Below are 17,743 nucleotides of genomic sequence, written 5' to 3'. Positions count from 1 at the left end.
TCCGCGGCCCGAGCGATTCGCGCCGCCGCCTTGCCGGGAGTTTCTCGAAACGCTCATGAGCGAAACACACGTCTCTTCATTGCCGTCGTCCAGCGGATCTTCCGCAAGCGTCTTTCGCGTCGCCGCGCTGCAAATGGTGAGCACGCCCGAGCGCGAGCGCAATCTGGCCGAAGCGGACCGGTTGATCGCCGAGGCCGCCGCCGACGGCGCGCAGCTCGTCCTGCTCCCCGAATACTTCTGCTTCATGGGCTTCAAGGACACGGACAAGCTCGCCGTGCGCGAAGCCTATCAGGACGGCCCGGTCCAGCGCTTTCTCGCCGACGCCGCACGCCGTCACCAGCTCTGGGTGATCGGCGGCACGCTGCCGCTGATGGCACCCGAAGCGTCGCGCGTGCTGAACACCACGCTGGTGTTCGATCCGCAAGGCAACGAAGCCGCCCGCTACGACAAGATCCATCTGTTCAACTTCGAAAAAGGCGAGGAATCGTTCGACGAGGCGCGCACCATCTGTCCCGGCGGCGAGGTCCGCACCTTCGAGGCGCCGTTCGGCCGGGTCGGCCTGTCGGTCTGCTACGATTTGCGCTTTCCCGAGCTGTACCGCCGCATGGGCGATTGCGCGCTGATCGTGGTGCCGTCCGCGTTCACTTACACCACCGGCCGCGCGCACTGGGAGATGCTGCTGCGCGCCCGGGCGGTCGAGAACCAGTGCTACGTGCTGGCCGCCGCGCAAGGCGGCAAACATGAAAACGGCCGCCGTACCTGGGGCCACAGCATGCTGATCGACCCGTGGGGCGAAATCGTCGCGGTGCGCGACGAGGGCGCGGGCGTGGTCGCCGGCGATCTCGAGCGTGCGCGCATCGACGAAGTGCGGCAAAGCCTGCCCGCCTGGCGTCACCGCGTGCTGAGTTGACTCATTGACCTGACGCATCAAGACGTTGAAACTGCGGCGCCTGCCACTCATATAGCGAGCGTGGCGCTAACCGAATCCTTCGTATCGAGCAGAACATACTTCGCATGAACATCATCGAACCCGGTATCCGTAATCTCGCCACCGCCAAGGACATCCTCCTGACGCCCTACGGCCTCGACGAATCCCTGCTCACCCGCACGCTCGCCGAAATCTTCACGCACAAGATCGACTACGCCGACCTGTACTTCCAGGCTACGCGCAGCGAAGCGTGGAGTCTCGAAGAGGGTATCGTGAAGTCGGGCAGTTTCAGCATCGACCAAGGCGTCGGCGTGCGCGCCGTGTCGGGCGATCGCACCGCTTTCGCCTATTCGGACGACCTCTCGCCCGAAGCGATCCGCCAGGCGGCCATCGCCACACGCGCAATCGCCAAGGCCGGCGGCGGCAAGCAGAAGATCAAGGTGGCGTCGTCGCTGACGGGCATCGCCGGCCGCGACCTGTATCTGCCGTCCGACCCGCTGCATTCGCTCGACGCCACCGCCAAGGTCAAGCTGCTCGAGCGCGTCGAACAGATGGCGCGCGGTCGCGATCCGCGTATTCAGCAAGTCATGGCTGGCCTTGCCGGCGAGTACGACGTCGTGCTGGTCGCGCGCAGCGACGGCGGCTTCGCGGCCGACATCCGTCCGCTGGTGCGCGTGTCGGTCACGGTGATCGCCGAACAGAACGGCCGCCGCGAAATCGGCAGCGGCGGCGGCGGCGGCCGCTTCGACTACGGCTATTTCACCGACGAAGTACTGTCGGGCTATGTCGACGACGCGGTGCACGCAGCGCTCGTGAACCTCGACGCCCGCCCGGCGCCGGCCGGCGCGATGACCGTGGTGCTCGGACCGGGCTGGCCCGGCGTGCTGCTGCACGAGGCGATCGGCCACGGGCTGGAGGGCGACTTCAACCGCAAGGGTTCGTCGGCGTTCGCGGGGCGGATCGGCGAACAGGTTGCGGCCAAGGGCGTCACGGTGGTCGACGACGGCACGCTGCCGAACCGCCGCGGCTCGCTCAATATCGACGACGAGGGCAATCCGACGCAATGCACGACGCTGATCGAGGACGGCATCCTGAAAGGCTACATTCAGGACACGCTGAACGCGCGTCTGATGAAAATGCCGGTCACGGGCAACGCGCGCCGCGAATCGTACGCCGCGCTGCCGATGCCGCGCATGACCAACACGTACATGCTCAACGGCGACAAGGACCCGCGGGAAATCATCGCCTCCGTGAAAAACGGTTTGTACGCGGTGAACTTCGGCGGCGGCCAGGTCGACATCACCAACGGCAAGTTCGTGTTCTCGGCCTCCGAGGCGTACATGATCGAAAACGGCAAGGTCACTTACCCGGTCAAGGGCGCGACGCTGATCGGCAGCGGCCCCGAGTCGCTCAAATACGTCAGCATGATCGGCAACGACATGAAGCTCGATTCGGGCGTGGGCGTGTGCGGCAAGGAAGGCCAAAGCGTGCCGGTCGGCGTCGGCCAGCCGACGCTGCGCATCGACCGCATGACCGTCGGCGGCACCGCCTGAATCCAGATAAAACGCATACTTCGTGCATAAAATGCGCGAAGTATGCGGAATTTCCGCATTTTTACGCCTTCCGGCTTGCCAGTCGAGCCTGTAGGGGTTATAAAGTCACTCACCCTTTTTGACCAGCGACCTCATTTCGCCATGTCCGCCAAGTTTTACTTTTACTTTTTTTGGCATCTCAGACCGCTGGCGGATCGAGAGGGGTGTTAGTGCACGCAAGACACCGAGAATTCCCGAAAAACCGCCAGCGAGTCTGGCGGTTTTTTTTCGCCCCATGCCGTTAGAACTTTTGTCGTTGCAACTTTTTTGATTGTCGTCCGCGCGTGCATCGCTGCTCATTGCCGCAGCCCTCGTTACCCGCGCGAACACGCTACGAACCGATTCAGGAGAACAACATGCCCCCGCACAACACCGACGATGTCCGCATTCGCGAATTGAAAGAACTCACGCCCCCCGCTCACCTGATCCGCGAATTCGCTTGCGATGAAACGGTGTCCGACGTCATCTACAACTCGCGCAACGCGATGCATCGCATTCTGCACGGCATGGAAGACCGTCTGATCGTCGTCATCGGACCGTGCTCGATTCACGACACGAAGGCGGCGCTCGAATACGCGGGTCGTCTCGTCGAACAGCGCAAGCGCTTCGCCGGCGAGCTCGAAATCGTGATGCGCGTGTACTTCGAAAAGCCGCGCACGACGGTGGGCTGGAAGGGTCTCATCAACGACCCGCACATGGACAACAGCTTCAAGATCAACGACGGTCTGCGCACCGCGCGCGAACTGCTGTTGCGCATCAACGAACTCGGTCTGCCGGCCGGCACCGAATACCTCGACATGATCAGCCCGCAATACATCGCGGATCTGATCTCGTGGGGCGCGATCGGCGCGCGGACCACCGAGTCGCAGGTGCACCGTGAACTCGCTTCGGGACTGTCGTGCCCGGTCGGCTTCAAGAACGGCACCGACGGCAACGTGAAGATCGCCGTCGACGCGATCAAGGCCGCCTCGCAGCCGCACCATTTCCTGTCGGTCACGAAGGGCGGCCACTCGGCGATCGTCTCGACCGCCGGCAACGAGGACTGCCACATCATCCTGCGCGGCGGCAAGACGCCGAACTACGACGCGGACAGCGTCAATGCCGCGTGCGCCGACATCGGCAAGGCCGGTCTCGCCGCGCGCCTGATGATCGACGCGAGCCACGCGAACAGTTCGAAGAAGCACGAGAATCAGATTCCGGTGTGCGCGGACATCGGCCGGCAAATCGCTTCGGGTGACGAACGGATCGTCGGCGTGATGGTGGAATCGCACCTCGTGGCGGGCCGCCAGGATCTGCAGGAAGGCTGCCAGTTGACCTATGGGCAAAGCATTACCGATGCATGCATCGGCTGGGACGAAAGCGTAGCCGTGCTGGAAGGTCTCGCCGACGCGGTCAAGCAACGGCGTATTGCGCGCGGCAGCGGCAACTGAGAAAACCCGCTCGATCGCTGCAAGTTAGTTTAGAAAGCCCGGCTCAATCGAGCCGGGCTTTTTTGTTAGCCGAACGGACGAATGGTGCGCCGCCTGCCGCCTCTGTACCGTAACAACTCGTTGCCGGGCTCGCCGCCGGGTCGAAATTGACTTGACCGGGCCGAGGTGTTGCGTATACAATTTTGTACATGAAAGGCGGCTATGGAGCAGGAAAAAGAAATTCGCTGGATGGGCTCCAGCTACCGCGATTTACTCGCTTTTCCCGAAGAGCCGCGTCGGCGGGCAGGGTTTCAATTGGGCAAGATCCAGGCAGGGCTCGACCCTGACGACTGGAAGCCATTTGATTCGATCGGCGCAGGAACCCGCGAGATTCGCATCAAGGAAGCGGACGGCATCTATCGCGTCATGTATGTGACCAAGTTCGTGGAAGCGCTCTATGTGTTGCATTGCTTCCAGAAGAAAACGCAGAAGCTGAGTCCGCACGATAAACAGATTGCCGAGACGCGTTATCGCGCCATCATGACTGAGAGGAAAATTTGAAAATGACGATCGATGCCAAAGTCCGTCACGTAACCAAGCCCGGTGCCAATCTGTTCCTCGAGCTCGGCTTCTCCGCCGAAGAGGCGAAGCGCCTGCACGCGGCATCGCAGAAACAGATCAACGACACGCGGCTGCTCAAGGAGCAGTTGATGACCGAGCTCTCAAGCTGGATCGAACAGCATCATTTGAAGCAGGCCGAGGCCGCCGAGATTCTGATGGTGTCGCGCCCGCGTGTGTCCGACGTGGTGAACAAGAAGACCACCAAGTTCACCATCGACACGCTCGTCGAAATGATGAGCCGGATCGGCAAGCCAGTCACGCTGGCGGTCGGGTAAGAGCATGGCAAGCTGCGCGGCGGGCTTTCGCCCGGAGCGGTTTGCCATGCGTCTTGCCTTACTGAACGGCGCCTGAACCGAACACTTCGGTGTGGATTCGCGCAGCGTCCACGCCGAGCGCGGCCAGCGCATCGCACTGCGCGCGCATGAACGGCAGCGGCCCGCAGATGTAGTAATCCGCATCGGGCACGATCACCTTGTCGGCGATTTTCGTCACGTCGAGACGGCCTTCGAAATCGTAGTCGACGCCGAGGCGGTCGGTCGCTTCAACAGCTTCATAGAACACTGCGCGGGTCACGTTCGGGTGCGCTGTAACCGTATCGTTAAGCCACTGACGGAATGCGTGTACCCGGCCATTGCGGCACGCATGCACGAAGGTCACGCTACGCTCGCTCTTCTCGGCCAACAACGTGGACAGCATCGAGGTCATCGGCGTCACGCCCACGCCGCCGCTCATCAGCACCACCGGGGTCGTCTTCTTGCGGTCGAGCGTGAAGTCGCCCATCGGCGCGCTCACATGCACCACCTCGCCCACTTCCACTCCGTCGTGCATCAGGTTCGATACGTGGCCCGGCGCCGTGTCCTCGCGGCCGGCTTCGCGCTTCACCGAAATGCGCAGCCACTTGCCGTTGGGCGCATCCGACAAACTGTATTGCCGCGGCTGGTCAACACCCAGTTCATCGACAAAGCGCTTCACGCTCAGATATTGGCCGGGTTCGAAACCGCAGGCCGGCGAGCCGTCGGCGGGAGTCAGATAGAACGACGTGATCTCGTCGCTCTCCACTTCCTTGCGGGCGACCTTGAACGGCCGGAAGCCGGTCCACGCGGCGCCGTCGTACAGCTTCGCCTCGGTGCCGATGAAGATATTGGCCAACTGCCCGTACGCGGCTTGCCATGCACTGAGCGTTTCCTGATCGACCGCGTCGCCGAGCACATCGACGATCGCGCCGAGCAGGTGGCGGCCCACGATCGGGTACTGCTCCGGGCGGATATTCAGGCTGGCGTGCTTATGCGCGATCCGCGAGACCGTCGGGCCGAGGGCGCCGAGATTGTCGATATTGGCTGCATACGCATACACCGCTTTCGCCAGCGTTTCCGGCTGATTGCCGCTCTTCTGGTGGGTCTGGTTGAACACGTTCTTCAACTCGGGGTGGTGCGCGAACATGCGCTTGTAAAAGTGCTTGGTGATGATGGTGCCGTGTTCGGCGAGCACGGGAACAGTGGCTTTGACGCGGGCGATCTGGTCAGCGGTGAGCGTGGTCATCAGGCTTTCTCCTAAAGATGCGCGTAGAATACCTCTTTAAGAAAAGACTTGCCCGGACAGATTGTCACAGGGCCACCAATGCGCCTATCCGGCCCCGCGGTCGTGCTGCCACAGTACGTCCGCGCCGCCGTCCGCGCGATTCAGCACGCGCGCCAGCACAAACAGAAGATCGGACAAGCGGTTCACATACTGGCGCGGCGCCGGATTGATCGCTTCGATTTCGCCCAGCGCGACGATCGCCCGCTCCGCGCGCCGGCACACCGTGCGGCACACGTGCGCGAGCGCGGCCGCGCGCGAGCCCGCCGGCAGAATGAATTCCTTCAATGGCGGCAGCGTCGCGTTGTAGTCGGCGAGCCAATCGTCGAGCTGGCCGAGATGTTGGTCGGTGATCATGGTGTGGCCGGGGATGCAAAGCTCGCCGCCCAGATCGAACAGATCGTGCTGAATCGCGACGAGCGCCGCTCGCACTTCGTCCGGCAGTGTCTCGCACAGCAGCACGCCGAGGTTCGAATTGAGTTCGTCGACGTCGCCGATCGCCGCGATGCGCGCGCTGTCCTTGCGCACGCGGCGGCCGTCGCCGAGACCGGTGGTGCCGTCGTCGCCGGTGCGGGTGGCGATCTTGCTCAAGCGGTTGCCCATGATGTCTCCGTGCATTTAGTAACGATGCGTCCGCGCGGCGCCGGCCATTCCATCCGGCGCATCGGCCACCCGGCCGGATAAGCCAGCGGACAAGCCACCGCGTTTATCCATATTGCGCGCATCGCGAGGTCGCCGCCATTATAGAAGCGCAAGCCGGTCCCGACGCCGGCCAGAAGGCGATCGGCGTAAAATGAAACGCCTGCTGCAAACCAGCTCTGCCACCCTATATCAGGAGACATGCGTGAACCATCCCGAGCCATCGGCTCCGTTGCGCCGGCCGTTTCCCGCTGAGTTGCTGAGCGCGCTGAACGCCGCTTTCGGCGAACGCGTGTCGATTGCCGAAGCCGTGCGCGCCCATCATGGCCGCGATGAATCACCCTTCGATCCCCAGTTGCCCGACGCCGTCGTATTCGCGCGCACGACCGAGGAAGTGCAGACCATCGTCAAGCTATGCGCGCAGCATGACGTGCCGATCATCCCCTACGGCAACGGCTCCTCGCTCGAAGGGCACCTGCTGGCGGTGCAAGGCGGCGTGTCGATCGACTTGTCGGAAATGAACCGCGTGCTGTCGATCAACGCGGAAGACCTCACCGTCACCGTCGAGCCCGGCATCTCGCGCAAGCAACTGAACGAAGCGCTGCGCGACACAGGGCTGTTCTTCCCCATCGACCCCGGCGCGGACGCGAGCATCGGCGGCATGTCGGCCACGCGCGCCTCGGGCACCAACGCCGTGCGCTACGGCACGATGCGCGAGAACGTGCTCGGGCTGACCGTGGTGCTGGCCGACGGCCGCGTGATCAAGACCGGCACGCGGGCGCGCAAGTCGGCGGCCGGATACGACCTCACGCGTCTGTTCGTGGGCTCGGAAGGCACGCTCGGCGTGATCACCGAAATCACCGTGCGCCTCTATCCGCTGCCGGAAGCAGTGTCCGCCGCGGTATGCGCATTCCCGTCGATGGGCGACGCGGTGCGCGCGGTCATCGAAACGATCCAGATCGGCGTGCCGATCGCGCGCGTCGAGTTCGTCGACTCGCTCGCGATCCGCTCGATCAATCGCCATTCGAATCTGACGCTGCGCGAGGCGTCCACGCTGTTCTTCGAATTCCACGGCACCGAGGCCGGTGTCAAGGAGCAAGCCGGGCTGGTGCAGGAAATCGCCGCGCAGAATGCCGGCGAGGGTTTCGAATGGGCGACCCGGCCGGAAGACCGCAGCCGCCTGTGGAACGCGCGCCACAACGCTTATTTCGCGATGCTGCAACTGAAGCCCGGTTGCCGCGCGGTCACGACCGACGTCTGCGTGCCGATCTCGCGCCTCGCCGAATGCGTGGTGGAGACGGAGCAGGATCTGAAGGCGTCGCCGCTGCCCTGCCCGATCGTCGGCCATGTCGGCGACGGCAACTTCCACGTGGCGATCCTGATCGATCCGGAAAAGCCCGAAGAGCTCGTCGAAGCGGAGCGTCTGAACCAGCGCATCGTGCAACGCGCGCTGCGCATGGACGGCACCTGCACGGGCGAGCATGGCGTCGGCCTGCACAAGATGGGCTTCCTGCTCGAGGAACACGGCGAAGTCGCGGTGGATACCATGCGCTCGATCAAACACGCGCTCGATCCGCGCAATCTCATGAACCCCGGCAAGATCTTTTCCTGGGCGGCTTGAGGCATTTCCAGGCACGGCCGCCGCGCGGCAGCGGCGCCGCCGCCGCATCGAACCCGACGAGCACGCCGGGTGAGCGACACGAGGAGACAACCCACATGAACGCACCCGCTGAACTGACGGCCGACGTACTCGCCCAGCGCCAGCGCGAAGTCGTGCAGGCGCTGATGGCCGTGTTGCCGACCCACTGTCTGCTATACCGCGAGGAAGACACCGTCGCCTACGACTGCGACGGGCTTGCCGCCTACCGGCGTCTGCCGCTCGCGGTCGCGTTGCCGGAGACGGAATCGCAGGTGCAGCGCATCGTGCAGATCTGCCATCGCCTCGACGTGCCGATCGTGCCGCGCGGCGCGGGCACCGGTTTGTCCGGCGGCGCGATGCCGATTCGCCACGGCGTGGTGGTGTCGCTCGCGCGCTTTCGCAAGATCGTCGAGGTCGACTCCTACGCGCGTACCGCCACGGTCCAGCCGGGCGTGCGCAATCTGTCGATTTCCGAGGCCGCCGCGCCCTATGGCTTGTACTACGCGCCGGATCCGTCGTCGCAGATCGCCTGCACGATCGGCGGCAACGTCTCCGAGAATTCCGGCGGCGTGCACTGCCTCAAGTACGGCCTCACGGTGCACAACGTGCTGCGCGTTCGCGCCGTGACGATGGAAGGCGAGATCGTCGAATTCGGCTCGCTCGGGCCTGACGCGCCCGGCCTCGATCTGCTCGCGGTGTTGATCGGCAGCGAAGGCATGTTCGCGATCGTCACCGAGGTCACCGTCAAGCTCATCCCGAAGCCGCAAACGGCGCAGGTCATCATGGCCAGTTTCGACGACGTCGTGAAAGGCGGCGACGCGGTGGCCGGCATCATTGCCGCGGGCATCATCCCGGCGGGCCTGGAGATGATGGACAAACCGGCCACGCGCGCGGTGGAGGAATTCGTCCATGCGGGCTACGACCTGGACGCAGCCGCGATCCTGCTCTGCGAATCGGACGGCACGCCCGAAGAAGTCGCCGACGAAATCGTGCGCATGACGGCGGTGCTGCGTGAACAGGGCGCCACCCGCATCCAGATTTCCCGCTCGGAGAACGAGCGGCTGCGCTTCTGGTCCGGGCGCAAGAACGCGTTTCCGGCCGCGGGCCGCATTTCACCGGACTACTACTGCATGGACGGCACGGTGCCGCGCCGCAGTATCGGCCCGCTGCTCGCGCGCATCGAAGCGATGGAGAAGAAATACGGCCTGCGCTGCATCAACGTCTTTCACGCCGGCGACGGCAACATGCATCCGCTGATCCTGTTCAACGGCAACGACCGGGACGAGTGGCACCGCGCGGAAGCGTTCGGTAGCGACATCCTCGAAACCTGCGTCGAACTCGGCGGCACGATAACGGGCGAACACGGCGTCGGCATCGAGAAAATCAACTCGATGTGCGTGCAGTTCTCGCCCGAGGAGCGCGACACGTTCCACGCGGTCAAGCGCGCCTTCGACGCGCCGGGCCTGCTCAACCCCGACAAGGGCATTCCCACCCGAGCGCGCTGCGCCGAATACGGCAAGATGCACGTGCGCGGCGGCTTGCTGCCGCATCCCGACCTTCCGCGGTTTTAACTCATGGGTTTCCGCTCACCCATGGCGAACTGACGCAGCGCGCATAGCCCGCTCTGGCGGGGCTTTCCGGCGTTCACCCTGATTACCCGATGCGGGTCCGCTCCGGGTTGTCAGCGCGCTCCCGGCCGGTACAATCAAACGAAACACAATGAAGCAGGACACCATGGAAGAGGACGACATCGTCGCCGTTTGGTCCGAACGCGTGCGTTCGGCCAGCGCCGCGGGACGCGCGTTGCGCATCCGTGGCGGCGGCACGAAGGACTGGTACGGTCAGGCGCTGGAAGGTGAGATCCTCGACACGCGCGCCTATCGCGGCATCATCGCGTACGATCCGGCCGAACTGGTCATCACCGCGCGCGCGGGCACGCCTTTGCTGGAGCTCGAGGCGGCGCTCGCCGAACACCATCAGATGCTCGCGTTCGAGCCGCCGCACTTCGGGCCGCAGGCCACCTTCGGCGGCTGCATCGCGGCGGGCATCGCCGGTCCGCGCCGCCCGGCTGCGGGCGCGGCGCGCGACTTCGTGCTCGGCGCCGTCGTCATGAACGGCCAGGGGCAGACGCTGCGTTTCGGCGGGCAAGTGGTGAAGAACGTCGCCGGTTACGACGTCTCGCGCCTGATGGCGGGCTCGCTCGGCACGCTAGGGCTGATCCTCGAATTGTCCGTCAAGGTGTTGCCGCTGCCGCAGGCCGAAACGACCCTCAAGTTCGATATGAACGGCACCGACGCGGTCCGCAAGCTCAACGAATGGGGCGGCCGGCCGCTGCCGATCACCGCGAGCGCATGGCGTCACGGCACCTTGGCCGTGCGGCTGGCCGGCGCGGAAAGCGCCGTCAAGACAGCGCGCACGACGCTTGGCGGCGAAGTCGTCGATGCGGTCGAGGCGGAACGCTTCTGGGCGGGCCTGCGCGAACAGACCGACCTGTTTTTCTCGGCGATTCCGCCAAAGGCCGCGCTGTGGCGCCTCGCGCTGCCGTCGATCACCGAGCCCATGCAGTTGCCGGGCGCGCAGTTGATGGAATGGGGCGGCGCCCAGCGCTGGTGGATCACCGACACCGACGCGCAAACCGTGCGCATCAGCGCCAAGCAGGCGGGCGGCCACGCCACCATTTTCCGCACCGGCCACGGCTATGACCGCAGCACCGGCGTGTTCACGCCGCTGCCCGCGCCGCTGATGAAAATCCATCGCGGCCTGAAAGCGGCCTTCGATCCAGCCCGCATCTTCAATCGCGGCCGTCTCTACCCCGACTTCTAAGCGACGCGATGCAAACCAACCTCGCGGACTTCATTCGCAATACGCCCGACGGCGACGAAGCCGACGCCATCCTGCGCAATTGCGTGCACTGCGGTTTCTGCACGGCCACCTGCCCGACCTATCAATTGCTGGGCGACGAACTCGACGGCCCGCGCGGACGCATTTATCTGATCAAGCAGATGGTCGAGGGCGCGCCGGTCACGCGCAGCACGCAGGTTCATCTGGACCGCTGCCTCACTTGCCGCAACTGCGAAACCACGTGTCCGTCGGGCGTGCAATACGGCCGGCTGGTGGAAATCGGCCGCAAGCTCACCGAGGAAAAAGTCACGCGACCGTTCGGTCAGCGGGTGGTGCGGCGGTTCCTCGCGAGCTTCGTGCCGAACAGCGCGCTGTTTACGCCGGCCATGCGGCTCGGTCAGCATGTCCGCCCGCTCCTGCCGAAGAAGCTGCGCGACAAGGTGCCCGCGCGGCAGCGTCCGCTCGAATGGCCGAGCGCGAAACATTCGCGCAAGATGCTAATGCTGGCGGGCTGCGTGCAACCGTCGATGATGCCGAACGTCAATACGGCGACCGCGCGGGTGCTCGACGCGCTCGGCATCGAGACCGTGGTCGCGCCCGAAGCCGGCTGCTGCGGCGCGATCCGCCTGCATCTCGGCTACAACGACGAAGCGCTCGACGATCTGCGTGCGAACATCGACGCATGGTGGCCCCAGGTTGAAAACGGCGTGGAAGCGATCGTGATGAACGCGTCCGGTTGCGGCGCGACGGTCAAGGAATACGCGCACCTGTTGCGCCACGATCCGGCCTACGCGGAGAAGGCGCGCCGCATCGTCGAACTGACGCGCGACATCGCGGAGATCTTGCCGGAGTTCGAGGAAAGCCTGATCGCGGCCACGAGGCGCCGCTCGGTTCACACGGTGGCGTTTCATCCGCCCTGCACGTTGCAGCACGGTCAGCAGGTGCGCGGCAAGGTCGAGCATCTGCTGACGGCGCTCGGCGTCGAAGTGCGTCTTCCCACGGATAGCCACTTGTGCTGCGGCTCGGCCGGCACTTACTCGCTCACGCAGCCCAAGCTCTCGTATGCGTTGCGCGACCAGAAGCTCGAGCGGCTCCATGCGCAGGAACCGCAGGTGATCGTGTCGTCGAACGTCGGCTGCATCGCGCATCTGCAAAGCGGCACGTCCACGCCGGTCGCGCACTGGATCGAACTGGTCGAGCACATGCTGTCCGTATAATCCGGTCATCGCCCTCCGGATCCGTTCCATGTCCGATCTGATTCACCACCTCGAAGCGGTGCGGCAGCGCATCGCGGCCGCCGCGCACGCGGCCGGACGCGACGCGCGCACCATCGACCTGCTCGCGGTTTCCAAGACCTTTCCCGCCGAAGACGTGCGCGCCGCCTACGACGCGGGCCAGCGCGCGTTCGGCGAGAACTACGTGCAGGAAGCCATTGCGAAAATCGAAGCGCTGGCCGATTTGCGCGCCGCGCTCGAATGGCATTTCATCGGACCGTTGCAATCGAACAAGACGCGGCCGGTCGCCGAGCATTTCGACTGGGTGCATTCGGTCGACCGCTTGAAGATCGCACAACGCTTGTCGGAGCAGCGGCCGGACAATCTGCCGCCGCTGAACGTGTGCTTGCAAGTCAACATCAGCGGCGAGGCGTCGAAAAGCGGCGTGAGCATGGCCGAGGCGGTGGAAGTCGCGCAGGCGATCGCCGCGCTGCCGAAGCTGCGTTTGCGCGGCTTGATGGCGATTCCGGAACCGGCCGGCGGCATCGACGAGCAACGTGTGCCGCATCGCCGCTTGCGCGAACTGTTCGAGCGCCTGCGCGAGAACGGTCTGCCGCTCGATACCCTTTCGATGGGCATGTCGAGCGACCTGGAGGCGGCCGTGCTGGAAGGCGCGACGATCGTGCGCGTCGGCACCGCGATCTTCGGCGCGCGGGATTACTCTCACTGACCCTTGCTTGTTCGAACCCAGGCGGGCTCTCAACGGAACTTCTTTCGGACCATCATGAAAATTGCTTTTATCGGCGGCGGCAACATGGCTGCGGCGTTGATCGGCGGCCTCATCAAACGTGGCGTCGCGCCCGCCGATCTCTATGCGATCGATCCCAACGAGGACGCGCGCAAGCGCAACGAGCAGCAGTTCGGCATCCGGACCGGCGCCGCGGCGGACGCCGCGCTCGCGTCGTATGACGCCGTCGTGCTGGCGGTGAAGCCGCAGATCCTGAAGAGCGTCGCCGAGGCGCTGGCGCCGCACTTGAACGCGTCGCAACTGGCGATCAGCATCGTCGCCGGGATTCGCATGGACGATATGTCGCGCTGGCTGAACGGCCACAGCCGCATCGTGCGCGTGATGCCGAATACGCCGGCGCTGATCGGCATGGGCGTGGCCGGTCTCACCGCCACGCGCAGCGTCGACGAAGCGGGTTGCGCATTGGCGTCGCAGGTGCTCGGCGCGGTGGGCGAAACCGTCTGGTTCGACGACGAAGCGAAGATCGACGCGGTCACCGCCATCTCGGGTAGCGGCCCGGCCTACGTGTTCCATTTCATCGAAGCGTTGCAGGAAGCCGCGCGCCAGCTCGGCATGAACGAAGCGCAAGGCCGCGCGCTGGCGGTGGCGACCTTCACCGGCGCGGCGCAACTCGCCGCGAACTCGGACGAGCCGCCGTCCGTGCTGCGCGAACGTGTGACGTCGAAGGGCGGCACCACCGCAGCCGCGCTGGCGTCGTTCGACGCGAGCGGCATCAAGGATGCAATCGTGCGCGGCGTGCTGGCCGCCGATGCGCGTGCCAAGGAAATGGGCGACGAGTTCGGCAAGCAGTAAGCGCGGTTGGTGCGCTCGACGCGTTAAGCGCGGATCAGGCAGTCAGTCAGGAAAAGTGCGCCGCAGGACGCGGCGCCTCGAAATTAGCTGACGGATTCGGCCGGCGATCAGAGCGGTTAGCGCGGTCGTCGCGCTCCGCGCCGACGAGCAGTTAGAACAGAAGTGGATTCGAACCGAGGCGGCGTGCGCGGCACAAAGGCAACGCGAACACAGCGCTGAAAAACTAGAACGAAGCCGCCGCGTAATGCGCGGCGATGCCGGCAAACAGCGCGCCGCCCAGCCAGTTGTTATGCCGGAACGCCGCGAAGCAGGCCATCCGCTCGCGGTTGCGGATCAGCGTGTAGTGATAGATCGCGCAGCCCGCCGCCGCCGCCCATCCCAGCCAGTACAGCACGCCGAAACCGAGCAGTACGCCGATGCCGACGTAAATCCCCAGCGTTGCCGCATAGCACAGCATGATCGCGGTCACGTCGAAGCGCCCGAAGGTCAGCGCCGAGGTGCGGATGCCGATCTTGATGTCGTCGTCGCGATCGACCATCGCGTATTCGGTGTCGTACGCGACCGACCAGAACACGTTGGCCAACAGCATCACCCAGGCGAGCATCGGCACGTGGTCCTGAATCGCGGCGAACGCCATCGGAATGCCGAAGCCGAACGCGATGCCGAGGTATGCCTGCGGAATCGCGAAGAAACGCTTCGTGAACGGATACGAACCGGCGACGAACAACGCGGCGACGGACAGCTCCTTGGTCAGCGTATTGAGCGGCAGGATCAGCAGAAAGGCCAGCAGGGACAGGCCCGCCGCGAGCGCCACCGCTTCCCATGCCTTGATCTTGCCCGAGGTGATCGGACGGTTTTCGGTGCGCTTCACGTAGCGGTCGAAATCGCGATCCGCATAGTCGTTTATTGCGCAACCGGCCGAGCGCATCAGCACCGTGCCCACCGTGAAGATCACCAGCAGCGGCCACGACGGATGACCGTCGGAGGCGATCCACAGCGCGTTGAGCGTGGGCCACAGCAGCAGCAGGCTGCCGATCGGCTTGTCCATGCGCACGAGGCGCAAATACAGGGGAAGTCGGGCGAACATGGCGGATTCGGTGGAATGCGGAGATGTGCGGCTATTTTACGGGATGCGGGCTGCGGGGAGCTTCGGCAGGACGACGGTCACGCGCTCGGCGCCGACGCAGGAGCGAACGCCAGCGTCGAAGCCGAAATCCGCCCCGTAAAAAAACAAAAGCCTCCCGTAAAGGGAGGCTCCGTCTGGATTCATCACACACGCCGAAGCGCCGGTCGATGAATCCGCACGCCGCCGCTCAAGCGGATCAACCGCTCAAGCCAGCATCGAACGCAGCATCCACGCGGTTTTCTCATGCGTCTGCATGCGTTGCGTCAGCAGGTCGGCGGTCGGTTCGTCGTTGGCGGCTTCCGTCGACGGGAAAATCGCGCGCGCGGTACGCACCACGGCTTCCTGACCTTCCACCAACTGGCGGATCATTTCCTCGGCAGCCGGCACGCCGTCCGCTTCGGGAATCGACGACAGCTTGGCGAAATCCTTGTAGCTGCCCGGCGCGTGGACACCCAGCGCGCGAATACGTTCGGCGATCGAATCCACCGCCAGCGCCAACTCGTTGTACTGCGTTTCGAACATCAGGTGCAGCGTGTTGAACATCGGACCCGTGACGTTCCAGTGAAAGTTGTGGGTCTTCAGATACAGCGTGTAGGTGTCGGCGAGCAGATGCGACAAACCTTCCGCGATCTTCTTGCGATCCTTGTCGCTGATCCCGATGTTGACATGCTGTACGGCTTCTTTCTTGGCCATGATGACTCCTTTGAAGAGTGATACGAACCGGTCGGCAAACTAACGGTTTGCGAATGACAAACCGGAAACATCGAACGCTCGACAGTTTATCTTAGAAAGGTGCCGCGTTCGTGTGACGCGTGGTCACTTGCCGCCCTTGCGGCAAGCGCTTGAATCAGCCGCCTGACGCGTGCCGGAGCGCTTCTGCGACGATCACCGCCAGTCCGCTCGTGAAGATCGCGAAACCCACGGTCTTGCGCGCCATCCATGCCTGCCGCTGTTGCGCGCCGCGCGTCGACGGCGTGCCGCCGATGGTCGCCATCATCATCTGGATCATGATCGTGCTTCCTCGATTCGTCTCAATACCGGCGGGGCGCCGATGCGCCCCGCTTTGCTGCATCACTTCCCGATTACTTCGACCGCTTACTTCTTGCCGGCTTCCGCAAGCGCGGCCAGCGCGGCGGTCACGCCTTCGGCGTAGGCCGGATCGATGCGGCGGAAATGCTCGATCTGACGCGCGACGATCTCCTGCGGCACACCGTTGATATGGCGCGCGATATTGCCGAACAGACGCTCGCGCTGCGCGGCGTCGAAGAGCGCGAACAGCATCGCCGGCTGCGTGTAGTAGTCGTCGTCCAGCCGATGATCGTAGCGATCCACCGCGCCCGCCGCGAGCGGCGGCTCGGACGCATTCGCGTCCTGCGCGAAGTCGCCGAAACGGCTCGGCTCGTAGTTCACGTTACCGCCGAGGTTGCCGTCGGTGCGCATCGCGCCGTCGCGATGGAACGAATGCGGGTTCGGCACGCGCGCCGCATTCACCGGAATCTGGTGATGGTTGATGCCGAGGCGATAGCGCTGCGTGTCGCCGTACGAGAACAAACGGCCTTGCAACAGACGGTCCGGCGAGAAGCCGATGCCCGGCACCACGTTGGCCGGCGTGAACGCCGCCTGCTCCACGTCCGCGAAATAGTTGGCCGCATTGCGGTTCAACTCGATCGTGCCGACGTCGATCAACGGATAGTCCTTCTGCGACCACACCTTCGTGATATCGAACGGATTGAAGCGATATGCCGCGGCTTCCGCTTCCGGCATCACCTGAATCGCGAAGCGCCATTTCGGGAAATTGCCCGCGTCGATGTTCGCGACCAGATCGCGCTGCGCGCTTTCACGGTCCTGCGCGACCACTTGCGCCGCTTCGGCATCGGTGAAATTTTCAACGCCCTGCAGCGACTTGAAGTGGAACTTCACCCAAAAACGTTCGTTGTTCGCGTTGATGAACGAGTACGTGTGCGAGCCGAAACCGTGCATCTGACGATAGTTCTTCGGAATACCACGATCGCTCATCAGAATCGTCACCTGGTGCAGCGACTCGGGATGACGCGACCAGAAGTCCCACGCCGCGACGTTGCTGCGCATGTTGGTGTACGGGTCACGCTTTTGCGTATGGATGAAGTCCGGGAACTTCAGCGGATCGCGGATGAAGAACACCGGCGTGTTGTTGCCGACCACGTCCCAGTTGCCTTCTTCCGTGTAGAACTTGATCGAGAAACCGCGCACGTCGCGTTCCGCGTCGGCCGCGCCGCGCTCGCCCGCCACCGTGGAAAACCGCATGAAGAGCGGCGTTTCCTTGCCGACCTCGGCGAACACTTTCGCCTTCGTGTAGCGCGAGATGTCGTGCGTCACTTTCAGCGTGCCGAATGCGCCCGAGCCTTTGGCGTGAACGCGGCGCTCCGGAATCACTTCACGATCGAAGTGGGCGAGTTTTTCGAGCAGCCATACGTCTTGCAGGACGACCGGGCCGCGCGTGCCGGCAGTCATCGAATTCTGGTTGTCGGCGACGGGTGCGCCGGCGGCATTGGTGAGCTTGCGTTCTGACATGCGTGACTC

18 protein-coding genes are annotated in these 17,743 nt (G+C 64.3%); 11 read left to right on the top strand and 7 right to left on the bottom strand.

Translation table 11 applies throughout. From position 1 onward, the window contains the following. The first annotated feature begins 55 nt into the window (after window positions 1-55). Together ACOCG7_RS33225 and tldD are read left to right on the top strand one after the other, a co-directional pair. Window positions 56-910: a carbon-nitrogen hydrolase family protein gene (locus ACOCG7_RS33225; protein ID WP_073428212.1), complete on the top strand. Its 855-nt coding sequence runs from the start codon at window positions 56-58 to the stop codon at window positions 908-910. 104 nt (window positions 911-1,014) lie between these two features. Continuing rightward, window positions 1,015-2,481 (top strand): metalloprotease TldD, encoded by a 1,467-nt coding sequence (gene tldD / locus ACOCG7_RS33220; RefSeq protein ID WP_073428213.1) that lies wholly within the window; start codon window positions 1,015-1,017, stop codon window positions 2,479-2,481. A gap of 105 nt (window positions 2,482-2,586) precedes the next feature. On the opposite strand, the gene ACOCG7_RS33215 is transcribed toward tldD, so the two are convergent. After that, window positions 2,587-2,820 carry a hypothetical protein gene (locus tag ACOCG7_RS33215; protein ID WP_161553678.1) on the bottom strand — a complete coding sequence of 78 codons (234 nt, stop codon included), beginning with the start codon at window positions 2,818-2,820 and terminating at the stop codon, window positions 2,587-2,589. Window positions 2,821-2,876: 56 nt separating this feature from the next. On the opposite strand from ACOCG7_RS33215, the gene aroG reads away from it, so the two are divergent. From aroG to ACOCG7_RS33200, 3 genes are all read left to right on the top strand, one after another. Beyond that, window positions 2,877-3,950, top strand: a complete 1,074-nt coding sequence (gene aroG, locus ACOCG7_RS33210) for a 3-deoxy-7-phosphoheptulonate synthase AroG (RefSeq protein ID WP_083084561.1) — start codon at window positions 2,877-2,879, stop codon at window positions 3,948-3,950. Window positions 3,951-4,151: 201 nt separating this feature from the next. Further along, the gene (locus tag ACOCG7_RS33205) at window positions 4,152-4,490 is read left to right on the top strand and encodes a type II toxin-antitoxin system RelE/ParE family toxin (RefSeq protein ID WP_073428215.1); all 339 of its coding nucleotides are present in this window, start codon (window positions 4,152-4,154) and stop codon (window positions 4,488-4,490) included. A 2-nt stretch (window positions 4,491-4,492) separates the two neighbouring features. After that, entirely contained in the window at window positions 4,493-4,825 is a 333-nt protein-coding gene (locus tag ACOCG7_RS33200) for a helix-turn-helix domain-containing protein (protein ID WP_073428216.1), read from the top strand. Between the two features lie 58 nt (window positions 4,826-4,883). Here the strand turns inward: ACOCG7_RS33200 and hmpA are convergent, their stop codons facing one another. Both hmpA and ACOCG7_RS33190 read right to left on the bottom strand, forming a co-directional pair. Next, entirely contained in the window at window positions 4,884-6,089 is a 1,206-nt protein-coding gene (gene hmpA, locus ACOCG7_RS33195) for an NO-inducible flavohemoprotein (protein WP_073428217.1), read from the bottom strand. A gap of 84 nt (window positions 6,090-6,173) precedes the next feature. After that, complete coding sequence (locus ACOCG7_RS33190; RefSeq protein WP_114161906.1) at window positions 6,174-6,728, bottom strand: cob(I)yrinic acid a,c-diamide adenosyltransferase; 555 nt, start codon at window positions 6,726-6,728, stop codon at window positions 6,174-6,176. A 241-nt stretch (window positions 6,729-6,969) separates the two neighbouring features. Between ACOCG7_RS33190 and ACOCG7_RS33185 the strand changes: the two genes are divergently transcribed. The 6 genes from ACOCG7_RS33185 (at window position 6,970) to proC (ending at window position 14,058) form a co-directional block, all read left to right on the top strand. After that, a complete protein-coding gene (locus ACOCG7_RS33185; protein WP_114163413.1) occupies window positions 6,970-8,385 on the top strand; it encodes an FAD-linked oxidase C-terminal domain-containing protein in 1,416 nt (471 codons plus the stop codon). 95 nt (window positions 8,386-8,480) lie between these two features. After that, window positions 8,481-9,974, top strand: coding sequence for an FAD-linked oxidase C-terminal domain-containing protein (locus ACOCG7_RS33180; protein ID WP_114161905.1), 1,494 nt, complete (start codon window positions 8,481-8,483; stop codon window positions 9,972-9,974). Between the two features lie 163 nt (window positions 9,975-10,137). Further along, the gene (gene glcE, locus ACOCG7_RS33175) at window positions 10,138-11,226 is read left to right on the top strand and encodes a glycolate oxidase subunit GlcE (RefSeq protein WP_073428302.1); all 1,089 of its coding nucleotides are present in this window, start codon (window positions 10,138-10,140) and stop codon (window positions 11,224-11,226) included. An 8-nt stretch (window positions 11,227-11,234) separates the two neighbouring features. Then, window positions 11,235-12,461, top strand: coding sequence for a glycolate oxidase subunit GlcF (gene glcF, locus ACOCG7_RS33170; protein ID WP_114161904.1), 1,227 nt, complete (start codon window positions 11,235-11,237; stop codon window positions 12,459-12,461). A gap of 28 nt (window positions 12,462-12,489) precedes the next feature. Further along, window positions 12,490-13,188 (top strand): YggS family pyridoxal phosphate-dependent enzyme, encoded by a 699-nt coding sequence (locus ACOCG7_RS33165; RefSeq protein ID WP_083084565.1) that lies wholly within the window; start codon window positions 12,490-12,492, stop codon window positions 13,186-13,188. A 54-nt stretch (window positions 13,189-13,242) separates the two neighbouring features. Then, window positions 13,243-14,058: a pyrroline-5-carboxylate reductase gene (gene proC / locus ACOCG7_RS33160; protein ID WP_114161903.1), complete on the top strand. Its 816-nt coding sequence runs from the start codon at window positions 13,243-13,245 to the stop codon at window positions 14,056-14,058. A 223-nt stretch (window positions 14,059-14,281) separates the two neighbouring features. Here proC and ubiA read toward each other — a convergent pair whose 3' ends face one another. The 4 genes from ubiA to ACOCG7_RS33140 all read right to left on the bottom strand — a co-directional run bounded on the left by ubiA (window position 14,282) and on the right by ACOCG7_RS33140 (window position 17,734). Then, on the bottom strand, window positions 14,282-15,145 hold the full coding sequence (gene ubiA, locus ACOCG7_RS33155; protein ID WP_114161902.1) for a 4-hydroxybenzoate octaprenyltransferase: 864 nt from the start codon (window positions 15,143-15,145) through the stop codon (window positions 14,282-14,284). Window positions 15,146-15,388: 243 nt separating this feature from the next. Then, complete coding sequence (locus tag ACOCG7_RS33150) at window positions 15,389-15,877, bottom strand: Dps family protein (protein WP_073428224.1); 489 nt, start codon at window positions 15,875-15,877, stop codon at window positions 15,389-15,391. A 154-nt stretch (window positions 15,878-16,031) separates the two neighbouring features. After that, window positions 16,032-16,193, bottom strand: coding sequence for a hypothetical protein (locus tag ACOCG7_RS33145; protein WP_167449644.1), 162 nt, complete (start codon window positions 16,191-16,193; stop codon window positions 16,032-16,034). Between the two features lie 86 nt (window positions 16,194-16,279). Continuing rightward, window positions 16,280-17,734, bottom strand: a complete 1,455-nt coding sequence (locus ACOCG7_RS33140; protein WP_114161901.1) for a catalase — start codon at window positions 17,732-17,734, stop codon at window positions 16,280-16,282. Window positions 17,735-17,743 lie beyond the last annotated feature (9 nt).

Source organism: Paraburkholderia sp. DD10, from assembly GCF_049177125.1.
Taxonomy (GTDB): Bacteria; Pseudomonadota; Gammaproteobacteria; order Burkholderiales; family Burkholderiaceae; genus Paraburkholderia; species Paraburkholderia terricola.
Note: the sequence above shows the minus strand (reverse complement) of the source record. Positions and strands in the feature narration are given on the sequence as shown.

What these genes read in the sequence shown, in the direction of transcription:
- ACOCG7_RS33215 (WP_161553678.1), bottom strand. Translation starts at nt 2,820, where the DNA reads ATGAGCAGCGATGCACGCGCGGACGACAATCAAAAAAGTTGCAACGAC.
- ACOCG7_RS33145 (WP_167449644.1), bottom strand. Translation starts at nt 16,193, where the DNA reads ATGATCCAGATGATGATGGCGACCATCGGCGGCACGCCGTCGACGCGC.
- ACOCG7_RS33205 (WP_073428215.1), top strand. Translation starts at nt 4,152, where the DNA reads ATGGAGCAGGAAAAAGAAATTCGCTGGATGGGCTCCAGCTACCGCGAT.
- proC (WP_114161903.1), top strand. Translation starts at nt 13,243, where the DNA reads ATGAAAATTGCTTTTATCGGCGGCGGCAACATGGCTGCGGCGTTGATC.
- ACOCG7_RS33150 (WP_073428224.1), bottom strand. Translation starts at nt 15,877, where the DNA reads ATGGCCAAGAAAGAAGCCGTACAGCATGTCAACATCGGGATCAGCGAC.
- tldD (WP_073428213.1), top strand. Translation starts at nt 1,015, where the DNA reads ATGAACATCATCGAACCCGGTATCCGTAATCTCGCCACCGCCAAGGAC.
- ACOCG7_RS33165 (WP_083084565.1), top strand. Translation starts at nt 12,490, where the DNA reads ATGTCCGATCTGATTCACCACCTCGAAGCGGTGCGGCAGCGCATCGCG.
- ACOCG7_RS33140 (WP_114161901.1), bottom strand. Translation starts at nt 17,734, where the DNA reads ATGTCAGAACGCAAGCTCACCAATGCCGCCGGCGCACCCGTCGCCGAC.
- ACOCG7_RS33180 (WP_114161905.1), top strand. Translation starts at nt 8,481, where the DNA reads ATGAACGCACCCGCTGAACTGACGGCCGACGTACTCGCCCAGCGCCAG.
- ACOCG7_RS33200 (WP_073428216.1), top strand. Translation starts at nt 4,493, where the DNA reads ATGACGATCGATGCCAAAGTCCGTCACGTAACCAAGCCCGGTGCCAAT.
- glcE (WP_073428302.1), top strand. Translation starts at nt 10,138, where the DNA reads ATGGAAGAGGACGACATCGTCGCCGTTTGGTCCGAACGCGTGCGTTCG.
- ACOCG7_RS33190 (WP_114161906.1), bottom strand. Translation starts at nt 6,728, where the DNA reads ATGGGCAACCGCTTGAGCAAGATCGCCACCCGCACCGGCGACGACGGC.
- hmpA (WP_073428217.1), bottom strand. Translation starts at nt 6,089, where the DNA reads ATGACCACGCTCACCGCTGACCAGATCGCCCGCGTCAAAGCCACTGTT.
- glcF (WP_114161904.1), top strand. Translation starts at nt 11,235, where the DNA reads ATGCAAACCAACCTCGCGGACTTCATTCGCAATACGCCCGACGGCGAC.
- aroG (WP_083084561.1), top strand. Translation starts at nt 2,877, where the DNA reads ATGCCCCCGCACAACACCGACGATGTCCGCATTCGCGAATTGAAAGAA.
- ACOCG7_RS33225 (WP_073428212.1), top strand. Translation starts at nt 56, where the DNA reads ATGAGCGAAACACACGTCTCTTCATTGCCGTCGTCCAGCGGATCTTCC.
- ubiA (WP_114161902.1), bottom strand. Translation starts at nt 15,145, where the DNA reads ATGTTCGCCCGACTTCCCCTGTATTTGCGCCTCGTGCGCATGGACAAG.